This window comes from Streptomyces sp. NPDC055506 (assembly GCF_053643595.1).
This window is the reverse complement of the sequence record NZ_JBSHKH010000044.1, coordinates 1-23808: the sequence shown is the minus strand read 5'-3', so window position 1 is coordinate 23808 and position 23808 is coordinate 1. Positions and strand designations below refer to the sequence as shown.

Here is a 23808-nt window from a genome sequence, read left to right as displayed (position 1 = left end):
CGGTGCGCGCGGCGGGCCTCACGAGGACCGCCAGTGCGGGTCGTAGCCGCTGGTCAGCTTGCGCTTGTTGTGGCGCCACCTGGGTTCGTGGTTGACCAACTCGTTGGTCATGCCGCGCAGACGGCGGATGACGGCCCCGTAGGGCCTGATGGCCAGGGACGACAGGGTTCCGCCCGGGGGCTCGTCCATGAACGGCATGAACGCGTCGGGGAAGCCGGGCATCGTGCACCCGATGCAGATGCCGCCGACGTTCGGGCAGCCGCCGATGCCGGCCATCCAGCCGCGCTTGGGCACGTTGCAGTTGACGACCGGACCCCAACAGCCCGTCTTGACCAGGCACTTGGGCGAGTTGTAGTCCTTGGCGAAGCTGGCCTGCTCGTAGTACGAGCCGCGGTCGCAGCCCTCGTGGACCGTCTTCCCGAACAGCCACTGCGGGCGCAGCATGTGGTCCAGCGGCGGCGGGGGCGCGGAGCCGGCCGCGTGGTAGAGGACCCAGACCAGGGTCTCCATGAAGTTCTCGGGCTGGATCGGGCAGCCGGGCACGTTGACGACGGGCAGCCCGCCCTGCGAGGTGTAGTCCCAGCCGAGGTAGTCGGCGAGGCCCATGCAGCCGGTGGGGTTGCCGGACATGGCGTGGATGCCGCCGAAGGTGGCGCAGGTGCCGGCCGCCACCACCGCCCAGGCCTTGGGGGCCAGTTGGTCGATCCACCAGTTCAGGGGCTGCGGCTCGCCGGTCTCCGGGTCGTTGCCGAAGGACGTCCAGTAGCCGTCGCCCTCGATGATGTTCTGGTTGGGGACCGAGCCCTCGATGACGAGGATGAACGGGGCGAGGTCGCCGCGTACGGCGGCCCGGTAGGGGGCGAGGAAGTCCTCGCCGCCCAGGCTCGGGGAGAGCACCTTGTTGACGAGGTTCACCTTCGGCAGGCCCGGGATCAGGCCGAGCACCAGGTCCTCGATGGAGGGCTGGTCGGCGGCGGTCAGCGACACGGTGTCGCCGTCGCAGCTCATACCCTCGGAGATCCAGAGGATGGTGATCTCGTCGAAGCCCTGACGGTCCTCGGCGCGACTGGGTTCCTTGCTGACCTCGGCTGTACTGCTGTTCGTTGTCATGTCACTCGGCCTCCGCTGCGGGGGTCTCGGAGTCGGTTGTGTGCCGGGCTGGTGCCGCGGCGGGAGCCGGTGCCGACGGCTCGTCCGGGGTTCCGGCGGGCTCGAGCGGTTCGAGCTCGTCGGGCCGGAAGTAGTGGAAGCGGCCGTACCAGGTGTGCAGTTCGGACGCGGGGTCGTCGTCGAGGGTGACGGCGAGGTGGACGCTGCCGTCCACGTCGTGGAAGACGGCGGCGACCTCGGCGGTCCGGCCGGCCAGGAACATGTCCTGGGCGTCGGCGCCCCGTCCGCGGGGACGGAGCCGGACGCGGCTGCCGCCACCGAGGGGCACGCCGTCGACGAGGACGGTGTCGGTGGTCGGGGAGAGACCGTCGTCGGCGCCCTCCTGCCACCAGGCGGGGCGTTCGGCGGCTGCCCGCGCGGTCGCCGGGGCGACCGGTGCCAGGGAGCGGACGGCGCCGTGCAGCCGTTCGAAGACCTCCTGCGGCATGGTGTCGACCCGGTCGAGGATCGCGGCCGCCCTGGGGTCGGTGGCCCGCGCCTCACGCTTCTCCTCGTCGGTCAGCAGCATGGTGCGCAGGGTGAGGATCTCGTCGATCTCGGCGGCGTCGTGCAGGTCGCCGGGGCTCTCGGGGGCGACCTGGGGATGGTCGGGCAGGATGATCGGCGCGGACAGCAGGATGCGTCCGGCGTCATCGGCTTCGCCGCCGAGGACGGGGAAGGTGAACTCGTTCCGGCAGTCGCGCGCGGGTGCCGCCAGGTCCGCCGGCGGATCGGTCAGCGAGCCGAACTCCACTCCGTCGCCGCCGATGAGGGTGTGGGTGGCGACGAGGGCCCGGCGCAGTGCCTCTTCACGCGTGGTCCGTGCCGCCGGTGCGGGCCCGGTGTTGGCCGTGCGGACCCGAAGCCGGCAGAGGTCGTCGGTGAGGCGCTCGGCGGTGAGGGTGGTTTCGGCCCGTACCTCGTCGCGGTGCCGTACCACCCGCCCGGCGCCCGCGGGCAGTGGCTCGATGTCCATGCCGGCCGCCGCGCCCACGGGAACGGTGCGTCCCCTGTCGAGGAGCTCGTCGAGGGGGACCACGATTTCGTGTTCGCGCGGTACGGCCTCGTCGAAGGTCAGGTGCACGGTGCCGTCGTCGGTGCGCAGTGAGGCCACGGGACGGTGGCCGGAGTCCTCGGAGCCCGCGGGTTCCTCCACCTGCTTGCGCTGTGTCTGGAGGTAGCGGATCCGCACACGGACGGAGGGGTCGCCGGGCCGCCGGATACGCAGCAGACACTCGGTCTGCTGGTACCAGGAGTCGGCGGAGCCCGACACACCGGGGACGACGGGGCCGTCCGACTCCACCCAGTCCCGGGGGAACAGCACCCCGAACTGCCATCGGACGCGGTTCTTGGCCGATGACCGGCGGTAGGGGTAGAGGAGGTAGCCCTCGTAGAGGACGGCGTCGGCGACGGCGCTCAGCTGCTCGAAGACGTCCCGGGACCGTCCCGGCGGCCGTTCCGCCGCGCCCGTGGTGGCAGCGCACGCCCTGCCGCCCTCGACCAGTCCCTCCGCCATCGCGCCTCCTCGTCGTCCGTGTGTGTACGCGCATCCCTTCCACCACGGTCACACCGCTCATCCGCCCCCGCCTCCTCCGGCCTATTCGGTTGGGCCGTTCGGGGTGGGGAAGTCGTCACCTCATGGACCAGCCCATGAATCACCACCCCCGTACGACCACGAGCCCCGCCGTCACGACCCTGGCCGACCCGCTGGTCAACAAGGGCACAGCGTTCAGCCGTCAGGAGCGCGCGGAGCTGGGGCTCGACGGGCTGCTGCCGCCCGCGGTGGAGACCCTGGACGAGCAGGTCGCCCGCGCCTACGAGGCGTTCCACGGCTACGACAAGCCCCTCAACCGGCACATCTATCTGCGGCAGTTGCAGGACACCAACGAGGTGCTCTTCTACCGCCTGGTCACCGAGTACCTGGAGGAACTGCTGCCCGTCGTCTACACGCCGACGGTGGGTGAGGCCTGTCAGCGATTCAGCGAGATCTACCGGCGCCCGCGCGGGCTGTTCCTGAGCTGGGAGGACCGCCACCGCTTCCGGGACATCCTGCGCAACCGCCCGTACCCGGACCACGACGTGGACGTCATCGTGGTCACCGACGGACAGCGCATCCTCGGGCTGGGCGACCAGGGCGTCGGCGGCATGGGCATCCCGATCGGCAAGCTCAGCCTCTACACGGCGATCGGCGGCATCCACCCCGCCCGTACGCTGCCGATCCTGCTCGACGTCGGCACGGACAACGAGGCCCTGCTGGACAACCCGCGCTACCTGGGCCGGCGTGAGCGCAGGCTGACCGGCGCCGAGTACGACGAGATGATCGAGGCCTTCGTGTCGGCGGTCGAGGCGGAGCTGCCCGGCACGCTGCTCCAGTGGGAGGACTTCGCCACCGCCCACGCCCATCCGATCCTCGCCCGCTACCGCGACCGGCTGCTCACGTTCAACGACGACATCCAGGGCACCGCGGCCGTCGCGCTCGGTGCCCTGTCCACCGCGGCCGACGTGGCGGGCACCCCGCTGCCCGAGCAGCGGCTGGTGATCCTGGGCGCGGGGTCGGCGGCCATCGGTGTCGCCGACATGATCCGTACGGCCATGGTCGACGAGGGACTGCCGGAGGACGAGGCCACGGCACGGTTCTGGATCCTCGACGTCGACGGCCTGCTGGTGCGCTCCCGCGACGAACTGACGCCGCAGCAGCGGAAGTTCGCCCGCGACGACAGCGAGGTGGCCGGCTGGGACGGCACCGGGCTCGCCGAGGTGGTGCGCCGCGTCGAGCCGACGGCGCTGATCGGGCTGTCGACGGCGCACGGCGCGTTCACCGAGGAGATCGTGCGGCAGATGGCTCGACCTGCGAGCGGCCTGTCGTCTTCCCGCTCTCCAACCCCACCTCCCACTCCGAGGCGGAGCCCGCCGACCTCACCCGGTGGACCGACGGCCGGGCCCTGATCGCCACCGGTTCGCCCTTCCCGCCGCTGACGGTGGACGGGCACGAGGTGCCGGTGGCGCAGTCCAACAACGTGTACGTCTTCCCGGCCATGGGGCTCGCGGTGACGGCGAGCCGCGCCACGCGCGTCACCGACCGCATGCTCGTGGCCGCCGCCCGTGCCGTCGCCGAGTGCGCGGTGCGCGCGGCGGACGGCGAGGACGGGCCCGTGCCGCTGCTGCCGCCCCTGACCGGGATGCGGGACTCCGCCCGTGAGATCGCCCTGGCCGCGGCCCTCGCCGCCGTCGAGGACGGGGTGGCCCCGCGAGCGACGGAGGAGGAACTGCGCAAGGCGGTCGCGCAGGCGCAGTGGACACCCCGCTACGAGGGCTAGGACGTATCCGGGCGCTCCCGGGGACGTACTGTCGGAGACACGACGGTCGATCCCGGAGGCGTCCACGCCATGGAGCAGCGAGAGTCCCCCACCGACGACGCACTGAACGCGGCGGCGGACGCCTTCGAGCGCTTGCGTCCACGGCTGTTCGGTATCGCCTACCGCGTCCTGGGCAGCGTGTCCGAGGCCGAGGATGTGGTGCAGGACGTGTGGCTGCGCTGGCAGGGCGCCGACCGGAGCGCGGTGCTGGATCACGGGGCGTTCCTGGCGAAGATCACCACCCGGCTGGCGATCAATGTGGCGCGGTCGGCGCGGGTGCGCCGCGAGGCCTATGTCGGGCCGTGGCTGCCCGAGCCCGTGGACACGAGCGTCGATCCACAGGTCGGCGCGGAGCGCGGCGAGGCGCTGGAGCTGGCCGTGCTGCTGGTCCTGGCGCGGCTGAACCCGGTGGAGCGGGCGGCGTACGTGCTGCGGGAGGCGTTCGACTACGCGTACGACGAGATCGCGGGCATGCTGGAGCTGAGCCAGGCCAACACGCGGCAGATCGTCAGCCGGGCCCGCAAGCGCCTGTCCGCCGAGCGCCGGGAACCGGTCGACACGGCTCAGCACCGGCGTCTGCTCGACGCCTTCGTGGCCGCCGCGCGACACGGTGACGTGGACGCGCTGGAGAACGTGCTGTCGGCCGACGTCGTCGCCTACGCGGACGGCAACGGCATGCGCGGCGTGGCCAGGCTGGAGATCGTGGGGGCCGGGCGTGTGGCCAAGGTGACGGCCTTCGCCCAGAAGTTCTTCCCCGGGGCCGAGTACGGCATCGTCGAGGCCAACGGGCAGCCCAGTGTGCTGCTCGCCCAGGACGGGGCCGCCGTGGCGCTGGTGAGCGCCACCGTGGGTCCTGACGGCATCGACGGGCTCTACTGGGTCCTGACACCGGACAAGCTGAGGGCGTACGAGCGGTCGGCACGCAGGCTCACCGACCGCCCGTAACCCCGGCCTCAGTGCTGCTTGAGCCACTCCTCGTAGCGGGTGGCCGCGAGGTGCGCGGTCTCGTCGCCGGTGAGGACGTCGGGCATGCCCGCGAACAGGCCTGCGGTGTCATCGGTGACGACGGTCCGGCCGTCCGGCTTCGCCGCGAGGGTGAGCTCGCCGAGCCGGTCCAGGCCGTGCGTCTCGGGGCCGGCGATGTCACGGACGCCGTTCGACGGCTCGCCCTGCGCCGCCTCGGCGACGGCGGCGGCGACCTCGGCGGAGGCGATCGGACGCAGTCGCAGGGACGGCAGGCGCACCTGCCCGTCCTCGGTGGACATGTCCATCACCGGGGCGATGAACTCGAAGAACTGGGTGGCGCGCACGATGCTGTAGGGCACGCCGCTGCCGCGCACGGCGTTCTCCTGGGCGACCTTGGCCTCGTAGTAGCCGTAGCCGGGCACCTGGTCGACGCCGACGATGGACAGTCCGACATGGTGCCGGACGCCGGCCTCCTTCTCGGCGGCGAACAGGTTCCGCGCCGAGCGGGTGAAGAAGTCCAAAGCCGGCGCGGTGTCGAAGGACGGCGAGTTCGACACGTCCACGACCACGTCCGCGCCCTTGAGGACCTCGGCGAGGCCCTCGCCGGTAAGGGTGTCGACGCCCGTGGAGGGGGCGGCGGCCACGGCCTCGTGACCCCTGTCGCGCAGCAGCGCGACCACCTGTGAGCCGATGAGGCCCGTACCGCCGACGACCACGATCTTCATCACTGTCTCCGTTCGCTGGTTGGCTGACTCACCAGAGAGACAGGGCGGCGTCCGGGTCTGTGACAGCGGGCGGGGATTCACTCCGTCGGAACGGTGTCCGGCAGGCCGAGTGCGGTGGAGACATGGCGCCATACGGAGCTGAGCGCCGAGTCGAGGGTGACCGTCGGGTCGCGCAGCATGAGGCGGATGCCGTAGCCGTCGCTCAGGGACAGCACGAGCGTGCTGAGGTCGTCGACGTCGGTCGGCGTGAACTCGCCCGAGTCGATGCCGCGCCGTACCGCGTCCCCCACCCAGGCGTGCAGCTGCGCGTAGAGGTCCACGGCGAAAACCCGGGTGGCCTCGTCGCGCAGCGCCCTGACCCACAGTTCCTGCCAGAGCCGCCAGTCCTGGTGGAGCTGGGGATCGGTCGGCAGCAGATTGCGCAGGATGCGGGCCAGGATGACCGCCGCCGGGGCCGTTTCCGCGTCACGTTCGAGGTCGACGGCGGTGTGGGCGAAGGAGTGGGTCATCGCCTCGGTGAACAGCTTCTCGCGTGTGTCGAAGTGGTAGTGGAGCAGCGCCGTCGACACTCCGGCGCGCTCGGCGACCATGCGCATGCGGATCTTCTCGAAGCCGATGTCGGCGATGACCTCGCACGCCGCGGTCAGGATGCGCTCGCGCGTGTCTGCCGTGCGCACCTTGGTGGACACCCTGCGGCTCCCCTCGTTCGGTGGTCGTGGGCCGTGACCATCTTCCCTCACGCCCGCCCCGCCGGTACCGGGGCCTCACGCCGCGGCTCCTCGTCGTACGTGTGGAAGCCCCGACCGGACTTCCGGCCCAGCAGACCGGCCTCCACCATCCGGGACAGCAACGGGGGCGGGGAGTACTGAGGCTCGCGGAACTCGGCGTACAGCGACTCTGCGATGGCCCGCGTGGTGTCGAGGCCGATCAGGTCCGTGAGGGCCAGCGGGCCGAGCGGGTGCGCGCAGCCGAGGACCATGCCCCGGTCGACGTCCTCGACGGTGGCGCTGCCCGACTCCACCATGCGGATCGCGGCCAGCAGATACGGCACGAGCAGCGCGTTGACGACGAACCCGGCCTTGTCCCGGGTCCGGACCACCTCCTTGCCGAGGGTGCCGGTCACGAACTCCTCGGCCCGTGCCGCGGTGGCGGGCGAGGTGAGCAGCGACGGCACGAGCTCGACGAGGCGCAGGACCGGCACGGGGTTGAAGAAGTGCACGCCGACGACCCGGTCGGGGCGGGTCGTCGCGGCCGCGAGCCTGATGACCGGGATGGAGGAGGTGTTGGTCGCCAGGATGGTGCGGTCGCCGGCGAGCACGGAGTCGAGGCGGGTGAAGACGTCGACCTTGAGGGCCTCGTCCTCGGCGACCGCTTCTATCACCAGGTCGTGGTCGTGCAGCGCTTCGAGTTCATGGACGACGGTGATCAGGGGGTCCGCGTTCTCCCGTCGTTCGTCGGTCAGTCCGCCGTGTGCGGTGGCCCGGTCGAGCGAGCGGGTGATGCGGAGGCGGCCGGCCCGGGCCGCCTCCGCGTCGCGCTCAACGACCGTGACCGGTACGCCGGCCCGTGCGCAGACCTCGGCGATGCCGGCGCCCATCAGCCCGCAGCCGACGATTCCCACGCGCTTGATGTCGGTCATCCGTATCCCTCTCTCCGGGTCTGCGGCGGTACGGGTCAGGCGCCGGGCAGGTCCAGGACGCCCGTGCCGCGCTTGACGATTTCGTTGGCGATGATCAGCCGCTGGATCTCGGAGGTGCCCTCCCAGATGCGGTCCACGCGCAGCTCGCGGTAGAGCCGCTCGACGGCGTACGAGCGGTCGTAGCCCCGGCCGCCGTGGATCTGGAGACACCGGTCGATCACCCGGCCCGAGGCCTCGCTCGCCGAGAGCTTGGCGATGGCCGCCTTGGCGTGCAGGGTCTTGCGGTCCTCGGCCGAGGCCTGGTCGATCTCCCAGGCGACCTGGTGGGTGTAGGCGCGGTTGACGGCGATGTCCACGGCGCAGTCGGCGAGCATGCCCTGGATCAGCTGGTACGAGGAGATCGGCGCCCCGAACTGCTCGCGCTCCACGGCCCAGTCCCGGGACAGCTCCAGCGCCCGTTCGGCCGCGCCGATGGTGCGGGCGGCGATCATCAGGCGCTCCTCGGTGAACCACGAGCGTGTGATGTCGTAGCCCTCGCCGATGCCGCCGAGCACGGCGTCATCGCCGACCTGGACGTCGGTGAAGGTGAACTCGGGGTGCTCGTAGACGAAGGTGTGCATCCAGCGCGGGACACGCGTCATCTCGATGCCGGGGGTGTCCTTGTCGACCAGGAAGAGGGTCGGTGCGCGCTCCGGGCCGGCGGCCGCGAGCACGATCATGAAGTCGCCGTGGTCGCCGACGGTCACGAACCACTTCTCGCCGTTGAGCACCCAGCCCTGGTCGTTCTTCGTCGCCGTGGTGGCGAGGTTCTGCGGGTCGGACCCGGCTCCGGGCTCGGTGACGGCGTAGCAGTCGCGCCGCTCGCCGTTGATCACCGGGACGAGGAAGCGCTCGCGCTGCTCGGGGGTGCAGAACCGCAGCGCGTTCGCGGGCCGCCACACCATGTCCCACAGGGCGCCGGTGAGTCGCCCCAACTCCTCCTGCACGGTGACCTGTTCGGCGATGGTGAGTCCGGCGCCGCCCCACTCGGCCGGCATGTTGACGGCCTGGAGTCCGGCGTCGAGGACGGCGTCACGGACCTTGGCGTGCGCGTCGGCGGGGAGGCCGTTGTCCTCCTCGCACTGCGTCTCGTACGTGGCGATGAAGTCGGTGAGGGCACGCGCGTCGGCCTTGAGCTGAACCTGGCGCGGGGTGAGGCGGAAGTCCATGGAAGTCCTCGCTGATGAAGGGTGGGGAGTCAGGGCGTGGGCAGGGCAAGGGCGCGCGTGCCGCGCTTGATGAGCTCGTTGGCGATGATCAGCCGCTGGATCTCGGAGGTGCCCTCCCAGATCCGGTCGACGCGCAGCTCGCGGTACATGCGCTCGACGGGGTAGGTGCGGTCGTAGCCCCGGCCGCCGAAGATCTGGAGGCAGCGGTCGGCGACCCGGCCGGCGGCCTCGCTGGCGGCGAGCTTGGCGGTGGAGGCCTTGGCGTGCAGCGTCTTGCGGTCGGTGCCCGGTTGGTCGGCCTCCCAGGCGACCTGGTGGGTGTAGGCGCGGTTGACGGCGATGTCCACGGCGCAGTCGGCGAGCATGCCCTGGATCAGCTGGTACGAGGCGATGGGCGCCCCGAACTGCTCACGCTCCACGGCCCAGTCACGGGCCAGTTGGAGAGCACGCTCGGCGGCGCCGACGGTGCGGGCCGCGATCATCAGGCGTTCGTCGGTGAACCATTCCTTGGTGAGCTCGTAGCCGTTGCCGACGCCGCCGAGCACGTCCTCGTCGGCCACGAAGACGTCGGTGAAGGTGAACTCGGGGTGCCCGTTGACGGCGGAGTGCATGAAGTGCGGGACCCTGGTCATCTCCACACCGGGCGCGGCCCGGTCCACGAAGAACAGCGTGGGCCGCCGCTCGGGTCCGGCGTCCGCCTGCACCAGCAGGAAGTCGGCGATGTCGCCGCAGGTGACGAACCACTTCTCGCCGTTGAGCACCCAGCCGCCGTCGGTGCGGTCGGCCGTGGAGGTGCCTGAGGACGGGTCGGATCCCGCGCCCGGCTCGGTCACCGCGAACGCGTCGAACTTCTCCGCGCGGATCACGGGCAGCAGGTACTTCTCGCACTGCCGCTCGTCGCCGTAGGCCAGCACATTGGCGGGCCGCCAGGGAATGTCCCACAGGCAGTTGGTGACCTTGCCGAACTCCTCCTCGACGATGACCTGGTCGAGCAGGCTGAGTCCGGCGCCGCCCCACTCGGCGGGCATGTTGATGGCGTAGACACCGGCATCCATGGCGGCCCGGGTCAGTTCGGTGACGAGCTGCTGCGGCAGGGGTCCGCCGGCCTGCTCGGACTGGTCCTCGTACCGCATGAGCAGCCGGGCGTAGTCGGCGGCGCGACGCTTGAGGTCGGCCTGCTCAGGGGTGTAGCGCATGTCCATGGGGGCCTCTTCCAGTGGGTCAGGCGAGTACGGCTCGGGAGTCGAGGGCGAGCACGCCGTCGGGGCGTACGAGAAGGGGGTTGACCTCGATCTCGGCGATCTCCGGGTGGGCGGCGGCGAAGGCCGTGATCGTCTCGACGGCCTTCGCGGCGGCGGCGACGTCGACGGGTGGCCTGCCCCGCACCCCGTCGATCAGGGCGGCGGTGCGCAGTCCGCGCAGCAGGCTCTCGGCCCGGTCGGCGGAGACGGGGGCGAGGGTGAAGGCGACGTCGTGCAGTGCCTCCGCCAGCACTCCGCCCAGACCTACCATGGCGACGGGACCGAAGCGCGGATCCTGGTTGACGCCCACGATCAGCTCGATGCCGTCGGTCAGGTCGGCCATGGCCTCCACGGAGTAGGAGGAGGCTCCGAGCCGGGCGTGCATCTCGCGGAAGGCGGCGAGCAGTTCGCCGGGTCCGGCCAGGCCGAGTGCCACTCCCCCGGCGTCGGACTTGTGCAGGAGGTGGAGGGCCTTGAGGACGTACGGGCCTCCGAACTTCTCGGTGACGGCCAGGAGTTCTGCCTCGTCGTGGACCTCACGGGCGGCGGGGAAGGCGAGTCCGGCCTCCTCCAGGGCTCTGCGGGTCTCCAGATAGCCGCTCTTGCGGAGCTGGGGTGCCGGCCGGGGAAGAGGAGTGACCCCGGTGCGCCGTCCGGCGGGAGCCGTCGTGGCGAGGGCGCGGGCCGCGTCCTCGGTGGCGGCGAAGACCGGTATGCCGAAGGCGGCGAGCGTGCGGCAGCTCGGGGACTCGGGGTACATCGACTGCACGACGATGGGTTTGGCGGTGGCCCGGTACCGTGCGGCGATGAGGCGTGCGGCGTCCTGTTCCCCGGCCGCGAGGGCAGCACCACCACCGCCGAGTCCGCCCTCGGCGGCCGCGTAGCCGCCGAAGTAGCCGGTCATCAGCACGGCGTCGACCTCCTCGGCCGCCAGCAGCGCGGCGACGGTCTCCGCGTACGAGCCGGGGTCCTGCTCGCCCATCCCGGCGAGGTCCACCGGGTTGGCGACGGCCGACTGTTCCCACAGGGCTTCACGAAGCCGTTGCCTGGTGGGCTCCCGGAGTTCGGGTACGGCAAGTCCGGCGGCCTCGACGGCGTCGGCGGCGACGACACCGTGCCCGCCGCCGTCCGTGAGCACCGCGACCCGGTCTCCCTTCGCCCGCCGTCCGCCGCCCAACGCTGCGATCGCGACAGTGAGTTCACGAGGGCTGGCGACCAGTTCCACACCGGCGTCCCGGCACGCCGCGCTCACCACGTCGGCCGAGGTGGTGAGCGCACCGGTGTGCGACTGCGCGCTGCGCGCCGAGGCGTCCCCGCGCCCGGCGGTGAGGAGCACCACCGGCTTTCCGGCGTCGGCGGCCGCCTCGGCGAAGGCCCGTCCGTCACCGAAGTCCTCGGCGTAGACCGCGATGGCCCGGGTGCCCTCGTGCCGGGCGCAGTCGGCGAGCAGGTCGACGAGGGTGACGTCGGCCTGGTTGCCGAGCGACACGAACCGGGAGAAGCCGAGGCCGTGCGGGCGGAAACGGAGCTGGAGTTCGAGGGCGAGGTTGCCGCTCTGGCTGAGCAGCGCGACACCGCCGGGGGTGAAGGTGTCGGAGGCCAGGAAGAGGTCGGTGGTGTTGTCGGCGATCCCCAGGCAGTTGGGCCCGACCATCACGGCACCGGCGGCACGGACACGTTCGGCGACGGCCTGCTGCCGTGTCCGCCCCGCCTCGCCGGTCTCGGCGAATCCGGCCGTGATGGCGACGATCGCCCGGGCCCCGCACCGCAGGGCCTCGTCGACGGCGTCCTCGAAGCCGGCGGCGGGCACGGAGACGACCGCCAGGTCGACGGGTTCGCCGACCGCGCTCAGGCTGGGGGCGACGGTACGGCCGAGCACGGTGCCGCCGCGGCGGTTGACCAGGTGGACGGGGCGGCGACCGTCGGCGCGGACGGCCTGGGCGGCTATCGCGTGGCCGTACTTGGCCGGGTCGTCGCTGGCTCCGACGACGGCGACGGAGACGGGGTCGAAGAGGGCCGAGAGGTCACGTCCCATGTCACTTCTCCAGCCGCAGCGCGGAGTTGGGGCAGGCGGCGACGGCGGCCTCGGCGCTGTCCTCGGCGCCGTCCGGCACCTCGGCGGGGCGGACCTGCGCGTAGCCCCACTCGTCGAGTTCGATCAGCTCGGGTGCGGGTTCCTGGCAGAGGCCGTAGCCATGGCAGCGGGTGGAGTCCAGCAGGAGTTTCATGGCGGGTCCTTTCAGAGCGGCCGGAGGCCGGGGCCATAGCGGGGGCGGGGTGGGGTTCAGGGCACCGGCACGGTGAAGCGGCGCCCGTCCTCGGGTGCGGTGCCCGCGCAGGCGGGGCAGCCGGGGCGGCGGTGGGTGTCGATCCGGTCCGGGAAGTGGGTGAGGAGGGTGCCCGCGATACGGACGGCGGCATCGAGCAGCCCGCAGGCCCCGCGGCCAGGCAGTTGCTCCGACCAGCGGCGCAGCTTGCCGACCGCGTCATGGCCGGCCTCGCCGCGTGCGACGGCCGCGAGGGTCCTGGCCAGTGCCCCGGTGCCGGAGACGCACACCCCGCACTGCCGGGCGCTCTGTGCCGCGAGATAGGCGACGGCCTCGACGGCCACGGCGAGCGGGCAGTCCTCCGGACCGGGGAAGTGCAGCGCCCCGCAGCCGAGCGCGCCGCCGGCCGCGCGCAGGTGGTCCTGGTCGAGCGGCAGGTCCGTCCAGCCCTCGCCGTACAGACCGCCGAACAGGCCGCCCAGCAGGACCGCTTCCGCCCTGCCGTATCCGCGGAGGTCGGCGAGGACCTTCAGATGCGTACCGGCCGGCACCTCGACGAGCGCCGCGTCGGCGGCACCCGAGAGGGTCACCAGGTGAGCGCCGGCGACGAGGGCCGTGGCGTCGGGCCGCGCGTGCATCAGCGCGATACGGGCCAGGGTCTCCACGTTGGCGACGAGGGTGGGCGCACCGCCGACACCGCTTTCGAACGGGCGCGGTGGTTTCGCGGTCGGCAGGGCCGGGCCGCCGTCGATGCGGCGTACGACCGCTGTCTCCTCCCCCGCGACGTAGGTGTGCTCCGTCCGTACGACGTCGAGGCGCAGGTCGAAGGGACGCTCGGCGAGCGCGCGCCGGACGGCCTGCTCGGCCGGGGCGTCGGAGACGTACACGTAGCCGCGTCCGGCCCGGGTGACGGCCGCGGCCAGCCGCAGTCCGTCCAGGACCGTGTGCGGCCGGTGCCGCAGCAGCCAGCGGTCCTTGACGGAGCCGGGTTCGCCCTCTTCGCCGTTGGCGACGACGACGTGCGGGCCCGGTGCGTCCCGGACGGCGCGGAGCTTGACGGCGGCGGGGAAGCCGGCGCCACCGCGGCCGCGCAGCCCCGCCGCGCCGATCAGGTCGAGCAGCCGGTCGGGCGCGGGCAACGGCGCGTAGCCGCCCCCGGCGAGATATCGGGAGAGGTCCTCGGCGCCGGAGGGCGAGGGGACGAGGACGCCTTCGGGGAGGAGGGAGAACACGTCGGTCATGGGGTGCTCCGGAGCTCGGAGTGTCCCAGGGCCCCGTGAGACCTCAGCCTGACCAACGCCCGCTCCAGCTCGCGCCGTTGCGTGGCAGTGCGGTCGTAGCCGGACCCGGGCAGGCCGATCAGCATGCGGTGGTGGTCGAGGACGACCTCGCCGGCCAGCAGCGCTGCTCGTGGATCGGCGGTCCCGGATCCGGTGGCGGCTGCTTCGACGACCAGCTCGGTGACCTCGCCGAGGTAGCGCAGCCAGCCGCGCTGTGTGCCGCGCAGCACCAGCCGCTCGACCCGCCGCCGCTCGGCGGCGACGAGGGGCGACGGCGGGCGGCCATCGGCCCGGGCCCGCAGGGCGGCCACCGCGGTGGGCAGCTCCTGTTCGGGCTCGGGCGTGAGGCCGAGCCAAACCAGACTTCGGCGAGCGCTCATGCGTGCCTCCGGGGTCGCGCCGTCTCCGGTGATCCGCAGACGGGGGTGGCGCGGCGATGACGTGAGAGGGGATGCTCCGGCGCCGTGGCGAGAGGGGCGGGGGAGCTGTACGGGCGGGGTGTGCGTGGGCATCCGTCCTCGGGTCCCGGCCATCCGCCTGCCACGAGACTAACTAACTAATCAGTCAGCCCACAAGTCTTGACTTGCCCTCCCGGCGGCCCCACTCTGACTAACCAATCAGTCAGCCTGACCTGCCTCACCGCCCATCGCCGCCCATGGCGGCGCGGAGGAGGACCCCTCATGCACCCCTCGACCACCCGGGCAGAGACCGCCGCGTCTCCCCCACCGGAGTCGCCGCTCGAGCACCCCGGGGAAGCGCTGCCCGCCCGCTACTACACCGATCCGGCCATCGCGAAGGCCGAGACCGACCGCATCTTCGCCAAGTCCTGGCAGCTCGTCTGCCACGAGTCCGACCTGCCGGGGCCCGGCGCCCGGCTCGCCGCCACCGCCGCCGGCCGGGAGGTACTGGTCGTCCGGACCGAGGACGGCGGCCTCGCGGCCCATCTCAATGTCTGCCGGCACCGCGGTACCCGCCTGGTCTCCGCCCCCGAGCAGTCGGGCAAGGCGATCCGCTGCCCGTACCACGGCTGGACCTACAAACTGGACGGACGGCTGGTCGGCGCCCCCGAGGCCCGCCGGATCCCCTGCCTCGACAAGCCCGGGCTCGGGCTGTACCCGGTCAATGTCGAGTCCTTCCTCGGCTTCGTCTTCGTGAACCTCGACCTCGAGGCGACTCCGCTCTCCGAGACCTGTGCCGGGCTCGCCGAGGCCGTCGGGCGCTACGCGGGGCCCGGTCTCGTGCCCGTCGGCAAGCACCGCATCCACGATCTGGCCGGCGGCGAGGAGCAGAACGCCAACTGGAAGGTGATCGTCGACAACTATCTGGAGGGCTACCACGTCCCCGTGGCCCACCCCTCCCTCATGCGACTGCTCGACTACCAGGCGTACACGGTGGACGTGCGGGAGAACTACGTACTCTTCGAGTCGCCACTGCGCGACAAGCCGTCCTCGAACTGGACCGAGCGGCTCTACCAGCGGCTGGCGGCTCCCATGCCGGGGCTGGCCGAGGCCGACCGGCGGGTGTGGCGGTACGCCGTGATCTATCCCAACACGCTCATCGACTTCTACCCTGACCACGTGCTCGCGTGGACCGCCCTGCCCACCGCCCAGGACCGGGCGGCGATCCCCGGCGCCTTCTACACCAAGCTCGGCGAGGACGTCCGCACCCGGCTGGCCCGGCGGCTCAACATCCACATCGGCTGGGTCACCAACGACGAGGACGCCGAGCTGGTGGAGCGGGTGCAGGCCGGGATGGGCACCCCCGGTTTCGAGCCGGGTCCCCTGTCGCAGCGCGAGGCGGCGGTCGGCTGGTTCGCCCGCCGGGTCCGGGAGGACCTGGAGGGAACCACCGGGTGAAGCCCTTCGGAGCAGCGAGTTCACCGCATCCGCGCGACGCCGCCTTCCGGCTTCCGTCGTCCTTATCGCGCGCCCTCTGACCTGCGCGTACGCACCTCCCCAGACCGGTCTTCACTGCGGAATCAGGGCCTGAAGTGAGCCGACCAGCCGGTCCCGCCCTGGAGTTGTGCCGTTCCTCGACGGAGAGGACGCTCCATGTTCCCCGAGGCAATACCGCCGTCCCGCCGTGCCGTGCTGCGGGCGGGCGCCTGCGGCCTGCTGGGCGCCGCGGCCGGCGGCTGCGGGTTCATGCCCGCCAAGAAACCCGACGCCGACCGGCTCGCCCCGGTCGAGCCGCGCGTCGACGGTGATCTCGTCTACTTCAACTGGGCCGACTACGTCGACCCGGCCGTGTTCAAGGGCTTCGAGAAGGAGTACGGAGTCAAGGTCGTCCAGTCGAACTTCGACTCGATGGAGGGCATGGTCGCCAAGCTCAACGCCGGCAACCGCTACGACATCGTCTTCCCCTCGGCCAAATGGGCCCAGCGCCTGGTCCGCGGCGGCCGGCTGCGCCGTATCGACCACTCCCACCTCACCAACTCTCAGGCCGTGTTCGGCTCGTACAGCTACTTCGCCGACCCCTGGTACGACCCCGGCTCCGCGCACACGATTCCCTTCACGACGTACAAGACCGGTATCGGCTGGCGTCGCGACCGGATCGGTGAACTCGCCGACAGCTGGCGGGACCTGTGGAGCGACCGCGCCAAGGGCAAGGTCTTCCTGCTGGACGACCGCGACGAGGTGCTCGGCATGGGCGCGCTCACGCTCGGCCTCGACGTCAGTTCCGGTGGCACCGACGACCTCGACCGGATCACCTCGCTGCTGGACACCCTGCGACCGCGGCTGCGCGGTTTCTCCAGCGACAGCTACAACAACCTCCTCAACGGCAACGCGCTGATCCAGCAGGCGTGGAGCGGCGACATGGCCGCCATGCTCAACCAGGCCGAGGACCCGTCCGTGTTCGGATTCCAGGCCCCCAAGGAGGGCTCGCCGGTCAACTCCGACTGCTACGCCATCCCCTGGAACGCGCCCCACCCCGGCACCGCGATGCTGTTCATCGACTACATGCTGCGGCCGGAGAACGTGAAGCGGAACATCGAGTACATCGGCTACCCGATGCCGGTCGCGGGCGCCGAGAAGGTCTACGCCGATCTCGTCGAGCCCTTCCCCGAGTGCCTCGTCACCGAGGCGGACCTGAAGGCCGACCTGTTCTTCCGCAACGGCGGCCGCGCGGCGGAGGACGCCCGCGACACCGCCTGGACCCATGTGAAGGCGGGCTGAGACATGGCACTGCTCCGCCCCTCCTCCCGCACCCGCCGCCGGGATGCCGACGGCACCCGCATCTGGACCTGGCTGATGCTGCCCGGCACCATCTGGATGACCGGCTTCCTGATCGCTTCGCTGATCCTCGTCGCCGTTTTGGCGGTCGGCACCACCGACGAGCTGGGCAACCCGCGCTTCGGCTTCGACCTCGCCGGTGTGCGCGCCCTCGCGGACCCGGCCTACACCGAGGTCCTGGCCCGCTCCCTCGGCTATGCGCTGCTGACCTGTCTGATCTGTCTGCTGATCGCCTATCCGGTGGCGTACACCATCGCCCTGCACGGCGGGCGGTACAAGCACGCGCTGATCGCCGCGATCGTGGTGCCGTTCTTCGCCAACTACCTGGTGCGGATGTACGGCTGGTCGGTGGTCCTCTCCGACGACGGGCCCGTGCTGCGCACCCTGCGCGCAGTGGGTGTCGCCGACGCCGGCACGAAGATCCTCAACAGCGGTTTCGGCGTGGTCGCGGGACTCGTCTACGGCTTCGTCGTCTTCATGATCATCCCGCTGTACGCGGCCCTGGAACGGCTGGACGTCTCCCTCATCGAGGCCGGCCGCGATCTGTACGGCGGACCGGTCCGCACCTTCTTCTTCGTCACCCTGCCCGCGACGAGGCAGGGCGCGGCGGCCGGGCTCGTCCTGGTCTTCCTGCCCGCGATGGGCGACTTCGTCAGCGCACAGCTCATGGGAGGCCCGGACCAGATCATGATCGGCAACCTCATCCAGGACAAGTTCTTCCAGGGCCAGAACTGGCCGCTGGGCTCCGCCCTCACCATGCTGCTGATGCTGGTCCTGCTGATCGGGATGCTCGGCTATCTGCGGCGGACCCGCAAGGACGAGGCGGAGGCACGCCGATGACCCTGCTCCGGCTCCCCTCCCCCACCGCCCCGGCACGACCGGCTGCCCGCACCCGTACGCGACGCGGCCGGGCCCAGCGCAGGCCCCGTGTCCTGGTCGCGGTCACCGGGCTGTTCTTCGCGCTGCTCTACCTGCCCATCGCCGTGGTGGCGCTGTTCTCGTTCAACTCCGTGAAGTCCCTGACGGTGTTCGACGGGTTCAGCCTGCGCTGGTACCGCGCCTTCGCCCACGACGACGTCCTCATCGCGTCCCTCACCACCAGTCTGCGCATCTCCCTGGTGGCGATGGCCGGTTCGCTCGTCCTCGGGGTGGCGCTCGCGCTCGGCCTGGTCCGGTGCCGCACCCGGCTGGGCTCGCTGGCCGGCCTGATCATGCTGGTGCCGCTGATCACGCCGGAGATCGTCACGGGCGTGGCGTCGATGCTCCTGTTCAAGGGACTGGGCGTGCCGCTGTCCACGGGCACGGTGATGCTCGCCGAGATCACCTTCTCCATCTCGTACGTCACGGTCGTCCTGCGCTCGCGGGTCGCCGCGCTGAACCCGGAGGTGGAGGAGGCCGCGATGGACCTCGGTGCCACGCGGTGGCAGGCGGTCCGGCTGGTGACCCTGCCGGCGCTGCTGCCCGCGGTGCTGGCGAGTGCCGTACTGATCTTCGCGCTGGTCTTCGACGACTTCGTGCTCGCCTACTTCACCACCGGCGTCGACCCGCAGCCCCTCTCGGTGCGGATCTACTCGGCGATCCGTTTCGGGGTGCAGCCCACCATCAACGCGGTCGGCACCCTGATGCTCGCGGGATCCATCGCCCTGATCGCCCTGGCCCTGTTCATCCCGCGCCTCTTCGGCCGCCGCGGCGGCCTCGACCTCTTCTCCGGGAAGTGATCCATGGACGCGACCCCCGCCGTCCGGCTCGACGGCGTCTCCAAGCAGTTCGCCGACTCCTACGCCGTCCACCAGCTCGATCTCGACATCGAGGCCGGCCATTTCTTCTCCCTGCTCGGCCCTTCCGGCTGCGGCAAGACCACGACGCTCCGAATGATCGGCGGGTTCAGCGACCCCACCGAGGGATCGGTGCTGCTCGGCGGCGAGGACGTGACGGCGCTGCCGCCGAACAAGCGCAACGTCAACACGGTCTTCCAGAGCTACGCCCTCTTCGACCATCTGAGCATCGCCGACAACGTGGGCTTCGGCCTCAAGCGCAAGGGCGTCGCCAAGGCGGAGATCCGGCGGCGGGTCGGCGAGATGCTGGAGCTGATCCAGCTCGCCGGGCTGGCCGACCGCAAGCCCGGCACGCTCTCCGGCGGTCAGCGGCAGCGCGTGGCGCTGGCCCGCGCGCTGGTCAACCGTCCGGCCGTCCTGCTCCTCGACGAGCCACTGGCCGCCCTGGACCTGAAGCTGCGCCGGCAGATGCAGGTCGAGCTGAAGCAGATCCAGCGTGAGGTCGGCATCACCTTCGTCTTCGTCACCCACGACCAGGACGAGGCGCTGACCATGTCCGACCGGATCGCCGTGATGAACGGGGGCCGCATCGAGCAGTGCGGCACGCCCGAGGACATCTACGAGCACCCCGCCACCGGCTTCGTCGCCTCCTTCATGGGGACCTCCAACCTGATGACCGGCACCTACCGGGGCGGTGAGGTGGCCCTGGAGAAGGGGCCCGCCCTGCCCGTCGGCCCCCGTTCCGAGATCGCGGACGGCACCGCCGTCAGCGTGTCCGTACGCCCCGAGAAGATCTGGCTGTCGGACTTCGAGCCCGGTATGTCGATGCTGAGCGGTGTAGTCCGCGAGACCGTCTACAGCGGCCCGACCACGACCTATCTGATCGAACTCGCCCCGGGCGTCACGCTGTCGGTGCTGGAGCAGAACACGGACCGTGCGCGCATGGAGGACCGCTGGTGCGGCGGCGAGACGGTGGAGTTCGGGTGGCGGCCCGAGCACTGCCTGGTCCTGGCCTGAACGCCCCGGCATCCGAGACGAAAGCGAACCCATGCATCACGACGTGATCGTGCTGGGTGCCGGGTTGGCGGGACTCTCCGCCGCCCGGGACCTGGCCGCCGCCGGTACCGACGTGCTCGTCCTGGAGGCCCGGGACCGGGTCGGCGGCCGGGTCGAGCAGACCCGCACGCCCGACGGCCGTACCGTCCAGCTGGGCGGTGAGGTCGTCGGCCACGGGCACTCCGCCTATCTCCGGCTCGCAGAGGAGCTGGGCCTGAAACTGGTTCCCAGCTATGTCGCCGAACCAGGCCGCATGACCCGGGCCACTCCGGAGGGCCATTCGGCCGGTGATCCGCCGCACTGGTTCGGTCCTGGCGACACGGCCCTGCACCAGCGCCTGAGCGCCGAGTTCAGCGCCCTGGCCGCCACCGTCGACCCCGACGATCCCTGGTCCCATCCGGAAGCGACCGCACTGGACCGGCTGTCGGTCGCCGACTGGCTGCGCTCCCGGCAGGCCACGCCCGCCGTGGTGCGCCTGTGGGACATCGGCCAGCTCGCCCTGGCCGGCGGCTCCTACGAGCGGATCTCCCTGCTGGCTGCACTGCGCAAGAGCGCGGCGGTCCCCGGGCCGGGCACGGGCGACTACGACTACGAGGACTGGGAGGGACTGCGACTGGCCGACGGCTCGGCGACGCTCGCCGAGGTCATGGGCCGCGAGCTGGGAGGCCGCATCCGGCTCGGCTCCCCCGTCGCCGCCCTGGACATCCGCCCGGACCGCTGCACCGTACGCCTGGCCACCGGCGAGATCCTCACCGCGAACGCCGTGGTGAGCGCCCTCCCGGTGGGCCCGCTGCGGTCCGTCGCGATCAGCGGCGTCAGCGAGGCCAGGCTCGCCTCCCTGCACCGGCAACGCCACGCGACTGCGGCGAAGTTCGCCGCCGTCTACGACCGTCCCTTCTGGCGGGAGGCCGATCTGAACGGACTGTCGGAGGCCGAGGGCGTGCTGGGCAGCACCTGGCCGCAGAACGAGGGCGTCCTGTCGGCCCTGATCCCGCCCGAGCGCTACGGCGTCCTGCTCGGCACCCCGCCCCAGCTCCGCACGCCCGAGCTGCTCGCCGAGATGGCCGGCATGTTCGGCGACGAGGCGCTCCGCCCGGCCTCCTGCCATCTGCGGCTGTGGGGCACCGACCCGTGGACCCAGGGTTATGTCACCCAGTGGCCGCCGGGCGAGGTCATGGCGGTCGGCCCGCTGCACGGCACCCATGAACCGCCGTTCTACGTCTGCGGCTCCGACCAGTGGGTCGCCGGATACATGGAGGGCGCCGTCCGCACCGGCCGCGCCGCCGCCGAGGAGGCACTGCGACGTGGGTGACAACGACCGCCTGAACCATATCGGCGGCAAGGAGGTACCGGCGGCCTCCGGCGCCACCCTGCGGCTGATCGACCCGGCCACCGGACTCCCGCACGGCACGGCCCCGCTCTCCGGCCCCGAGGACGTGGACGCGGCCTGCCGGGCGGCCGAAGACGCCTTTCCCGGCTGGTCGGTGACGACTCCGGCGCAGCGGCAGGCCGCGCTGCTGCGGATCGCCGACGCGCTGGAGCGGGACGCCGGTGCGGTGGCGAGCGCCGAGGTGGCCGACACGGGCAAGCCGCGCGCCCTGTTCCTGGGTGACGAACTGCCCGCCATCGTGGACGTGTTGCGGTACTTCGCGGGAGCCGCCCGCAATCTGCCGGGCGCGGCGGCCGCCGAGTACACGCCGGGCCGTACCTCCGTGCTGCGCCGTGAGCCGGTCGGCGTCTGTGCCCAGATCACCCCGTGGAACTATCCCCTGATGATGGCCGTGTGGAAGATCGCCCCGGCGCTGGCCGCCGGCAACACGGTCGTCCTGAAACCGTCCGACACCACGCCCTCCTCGGCCGTGCTCCTGGCCCGGGTGGCCGCCGAGCACCTGCCGCCCGGTGTGCTCAACGTCGTGTGCGGTGACCGCGACACCGGGCGGTCCCTCGTCGGCCATCCCGACGTGCGGCTGGTGGCCGTCACGGGCAGTGTCCGCGCGGGGCAGGAGATCGCCGCCGCGGCGGCCACTGACCTGAAGCGGCTGCACCTGGAGCTCGGCGGCAACGCGCCGGTGCTGATCCACGCGGACGCCGATCTCGACGACGCGGTGGAGCAGTTGGCGTCGCTGTCGTTCTACAACGCGGGGCAGGACTGCACGGCCGCGACCAGGATCCTGGTCGACCGGCGGATCCACGACGGCTTCCTGGCCCGCTTCGCCGAACGGGCCGCCGACCTGCGGCCCGGAGCGCCGGACGACGAGCGGGCCGCGTTCGGCCCGCTCGCCAATGCAGCGCAACTAGCCCAAGTTCGAGGCCTGTTGGACAGGCTTCCGGACCACGCCGAGATCGTCACCGGCGGCACGGCCCTGCCCCGCTCCGGCTACTTCCACCGGGCCACGGTGGTCGCCGGAGCGCGGCAGGAGGACGAGATCGTACAGAGCGAGGTGTTCGGCCCGGTCGTCACGGTCCAGCCCTTCGCCGACGAGTCCGAGGCCTTCCGCCTGGCCAACGGCGTCCCCCAAGGGCTCGCCGCGAGCGTCTGGACCCGCGACCACGACCGGGCCATGCGGGCGAGCCGCGCGCTGCGGACCGGCATCGTCTGGGTCAACACCCATGGCACGACGGTGTCGGAGATGCCGCACGGCGGCGTGCGGCACTCCGGGTACGGCAGCGATCTCTCGCTCACCGGTCTGCTCGACTACACGCAGGTCAAGCATGTGATGCTGTGACCGAGGAGAGGTCGATCGCCCGGTCGACGTCCTGTGGCCGCAGGACCCGCAGGATGCCCTCCAGCAGGTAGTAGTCGGCGTAAGGGAGGGAGACCTCGATGCCGTCCTCGTTCGGGCGGTGGCGGGTACAGCGGGCCACCACCGCTTCCGCTCGGGCCGAGTTCCGCGTCAAGCAGGTCTCCGAGAGGCCGGTGAGCAGCCGTAACGCCACCTCGCGATAGGCCTGTCGGCCGGTGGCGGCGGAGAGGTCGAGGAGACCGCAGGCCGTGATCGCTCCGGCCGACGCGTCCTTGATGTCGTGCGGCTGCTGGGGAGCCCGGTAGTCCCACACCGGGACGTGGTCCGGGGTGAGTGCTCCGATCGCGAAGTCCGCGAGCTTGCGGGCGGTGGCCAGGAAGTCCCGGTTCCCGGTCCTCCGGTACATCGTGGTGAATCCATACAGGCCCCACGCCTGCCCGCGCGACCAGCACGACGTGGGGCTGTACCCCTGCACGGTGTTCGGGCCGAGCGGCGCGCCGCTCTTGGGGTCGAAGTCGTAGACGTGCGGGGTCGATCCGTCCGGGCGCGGGAAGACCCGCCGGGTCGTCTTCGCGTGCTCCACGGCGATGTCCAGGTACTTCGCATCGCCGGTCTGGCGGCTCGCGAACGCCAGCAGGTCGAGGTTCATCATCGTGTCGACGATGACCCGGCCGGCGTTCTTCTCGTCGTTCAGCGCGCCCCACGCCCGGATGAAGCGGCCCTGCGGGTTGTACCGCAGGATCAGGGAGTCGGCCGCCCGCAAGGCGCCCGCCCGCCAGGCTTCGTCGCCCGTGAGCCGCCAGGCGGTGACCCAGGACGGGTAGAAGAGGAAGCCGAGGTCGTGGGTGCCGGTGTCGTACTGGCGTGGGGCCAGCTTCCGCGCCGAGGCCAGTGCCAGCGTGCGGAAGGCCTCGTCCTCGCTGTGGAGCCATGCCATCCACAGCGTGCCCGGCCAGAACCCGCCGACCCAGTCGCCGCTCTGCGAGTAGGTCCACGTCTCGAACTTCGTGCCGACGGGGAAGGCGGTCACAGTCGGTGCGACGGCGTGGAGCTTCTCCACGGCGTAGTCGGCGGCCGCTCGGAGCTTGCGCAGGGTCGGTACCGGGATCTTGCCGCCGGCGGCCACGGCGGCCGGTGTCGCGGAAGCGCCGGTCGCCACGGCACCGGCC

General features: G+C 71.7%; 20 protein-coding genes and 1 pseudogene. 9 read left to right on the top strand and 12 right to left on the bottom strand.

Annotated features, from left to right (window positions below):
* Positions 1-18: 18 nt before the first annotated feature.
* Together ACWIF2_RS18670 and ACWIF2_RS18665 are read right to left on the bottom strand one after the other, a co-directional pair.
* Entirely contained in the window at positions 19-1110 is a 1092-nt protein-coding gene (locus tag ACWIF2_RS18670; RefSeq protein ID WP_454361606.1) for an NADH-quinone oxidoreductase subunit B family protein, read from the bottom strand.
* A 1-nt stretch (position 1111) separates the two neighbouring features.
* Positions 1112-2665: a hypothetical protein gene (locus tag ACWIF2_RS18665; protein WP_454361605.1), complete on the bottom strand. Its 1554-nt coding sequence runs from the start codon at positions 2663-2665 to the stop codon at positions 1112-1114.
* 122 nt (positions 2666-2787) lie between these two features.
* Here ACWIF2_RS18665 and ACWIF2_RS18660 point away from each other — a divergent pair.
* Positions 2788-4466: pseudogene (locus tag ACWIF2_RS18660) on the top strand (NAD-dependent malic enzyme).
* A 69-nt stretch (positions 4467-4535) separates the two neighbouring features.
* Positions 4536-5450, top strand: coding sequence for an RNA polymerase sigma-70 factor (locus tag ACWIF2_RS18655; protein WP_454361604.1), 915 nt, complete (start codon positions 4536-4538; stop codon positions 5448-5450).
* An 8-nt stretch (positions 5451-5458) separates the two neighbouring features.
* On the opposite strand, the gene ACWIF2_RS18650 is transcribed toward ACWIF2_RS18655, so the two are convergent.
* The 9 genes from ACWIF2_RS18650 to ACWIF2_RS18610 form a co-directional block, all read right to left on the bottom strand.
* Entirely contained in the window at positions 5459-6196 is a 738-nt protein-coding gene (locus ACWIF2_RS18650; RefSeq protein ID WP_454361603.1) for an SDR family oxidoreductase, read from the bottom strand.
* 77 nt (positions 6197-6273) lie between these two features.
* Positions 6274-6885 carry a TetR/AcrR family transcriptional regulator gene (locus ACWIF2_RS18645; protein ID WP_454361602.1) on the bottom strand — a complete coding sequence of 204 codons (612 nt, stop codon included), beginning with the start codon at positions 6883-6885 and terminating at the stop codon, positions 6274-6276.
* A 47-nt stretch (positions 6886-6932) separates the two neighbouring features.
* A complete protein-coding gene (locus ACWIF2_RS18640; protein WP_454361601.1) occupies positions 6933-7835 on the bottom strand; it encodes a 3-hydroxybutyryl-CoA dehydrogenase in 903 nt (300 codons plus the stop codon).
* A gap of 35 nt (positions 7836-7870) precedes the next feature.
* The gene (locus tag ACWIF2_RS18635; protein ID WP_454361600.1) at positions 7871-9043 is read right to left on the bottom strand and encodes an acyl-CoA dehydrogenase family protein; all 1173 of its coding nucleotides are present in this window, start codon (positions 9041-9043) and stop codon (positions 7871-7873) included.
* 29 nt (positions 9044-9072) lie between these two features.
* On the bottom strand, positions 9073-10245 hold the full coding sequence (locus ACWIF2_RS18630) for an acyl-CoA dehydrogenase family protein (RefSeq protein WP_454361599.1): 1173 nt from the start codon (positions 10243-10245) through the stop codon (positions 9073-9075).
* A 19-nt stretch (positions 10246-10264) separates the two neighbouring features.
* Positions 10265-12319 (bottom strand): acetate--CoA ligase family protein, encoded by a 2055-nt coding sequence (locus tag ACWIF2_RS18625; protein WP_454361598.1) that lies wholly within the window; start codon positions 12317-12319, stop codon positions 10265-10267.
* A gap of 1 nt (position 12320) precedes the next feature.
* Entirely contained in the window at positions 12321-12512 is a 192-nt protein-coding gene (locus ACWIF2_RS18620) for a ferredoxin (protein WP_454361597.1), read from the bottom strand.
* Positions 12513-12568: 56 nt separating this feature from the next.
* Positions 12569-13792, bottom strand: coding sequence for an NADH-ubiquinone oxidoreductase-F iron-sulfur binding region domain-containing protein (locus ACWIF2_RS18615; RefSeq protein WP_454361596.1), 1224 nt, complete (start codon positions 13790-13792; stop codon positions 12569-12571).
* Positions 13789-14211: a hypothetical protein gene (locus ACWIF2_RS18610; RefSeq protein ID WP_454361595.1), complete on the bottom strand. Its 423-nt coding sequence runs from the start codon at positions 14209-14211 to the stop codon at positions 13789-13791. Before ACWIF2_RS18610 ends, ACWIF2_RS18615 begins: the two co-directional genes overlap by 4 nt.
* Before the next feature lie 300 nt (positions 14212-14511).
* On the opposite strand from ACWIF2_RS18610, the gene ACWIF2_RS18605 reads away from it, so the two are divergent.
* From ACWIF2_RS18605 to ACWIF2_RS18575, 7 genes are all read left to right on the top strand, one after another.
* Positions 14512-15687 carry an aromatic ring-hydroxylating oxygenase subunit alpha gene (locus ACWIF2_RS18605; protein ID WP_454361594.1) on the top strand — a complete coding sequence of 392 codons (1176 nt, stop codon included), beginning with the start codon at positions 14512-14514 and terminating at the stop codon, positions 15685-15687.
* A 195-nt stretch (positions 15688-15882) separates the two neighbouring features.
* Positions 15883-17007, top strand: a complete 1125-nt coding sequence (locus ACWIF2_RS18600; protein ID WP_454361593.1) for a polyamine ABC transporter substrate-binding protein — start codon at positions 15883-15885, stop codon at positions 17005-17007.
* Positions 17008-17010: 3 nt separating this feature from the next.
* Positions 17011-17904: an ABC transporter permease gene (locus tag ACWIF2_RS18595; protein ID WP_454361592.1), complete on the top strand. Its 894-nt coding sequence runs from the start codon at positions 17011-17013 to the stop codon at positions 17902-17904.
* Entirely contained in the window at positions 17901-18782 is an 882-nt protein-coding gene (locus ACWIF2_RS18590) for an ABC transporter permease (RefSeq protein WP_454361591.1), read from the top strand. The genes ACWIF2_RS18595 and ACWIF2_RS18590 overlap by 4 nt, the downstream gene beginning before the upstream one ends.
* Before the next feature lie 3 nt (positions 18783-18785).
* On the top strand, positions 18786-19856 hold the full coding sequence (locus ACWIF2_RS18585; RefSeq protein WP_454361590.1) for an ABC transporter ATP-binding protein: 1071 nt from the start codon (positions 18786-18788) through the stop codon (positions 19854-19856).
* 31 nt (positions 19857-19887) lie between these two features.
* Entirely contained in the window at positions 19888-21207 is a 1320-nt protein-coding gene (locus ACWIF2_RS18580) for a flavin monoamine oxidase family protein (RefSeq protein WP_454361589.1), read from the top strand.
* Complete coding sequence (locus ACWIF2_RS18575) at positions 21200-22621, top strand: aminobutyraldehyde dehydrogenase (protein WP_454361588.1); 1422 nt, start codon at positions 21200-21202, stop codon at positions 22619-22621. The genes ACWIF2_RS18580 and ACWIF2_RS18575 overlap by 8 nt, the downstream gene beginning before the upstream one ends.
* Here the strand turns inward: ACWIF2_RS18575 and ACWIF2_RS18570 are convergent.
* The coding region (locus ACWIF2_RS18570) for a glycoside hydrolase family 88 protein (RefSeq protein ID WP_454361587.1) at positions 22602-23808 on the bottom strand (1207 nt) is incomplete at its 5' end. The two genes, ACWIF2_RS18575 and ACWIF2_RS18570, sit on opposite strands and share 20 nt — an antisense overlap.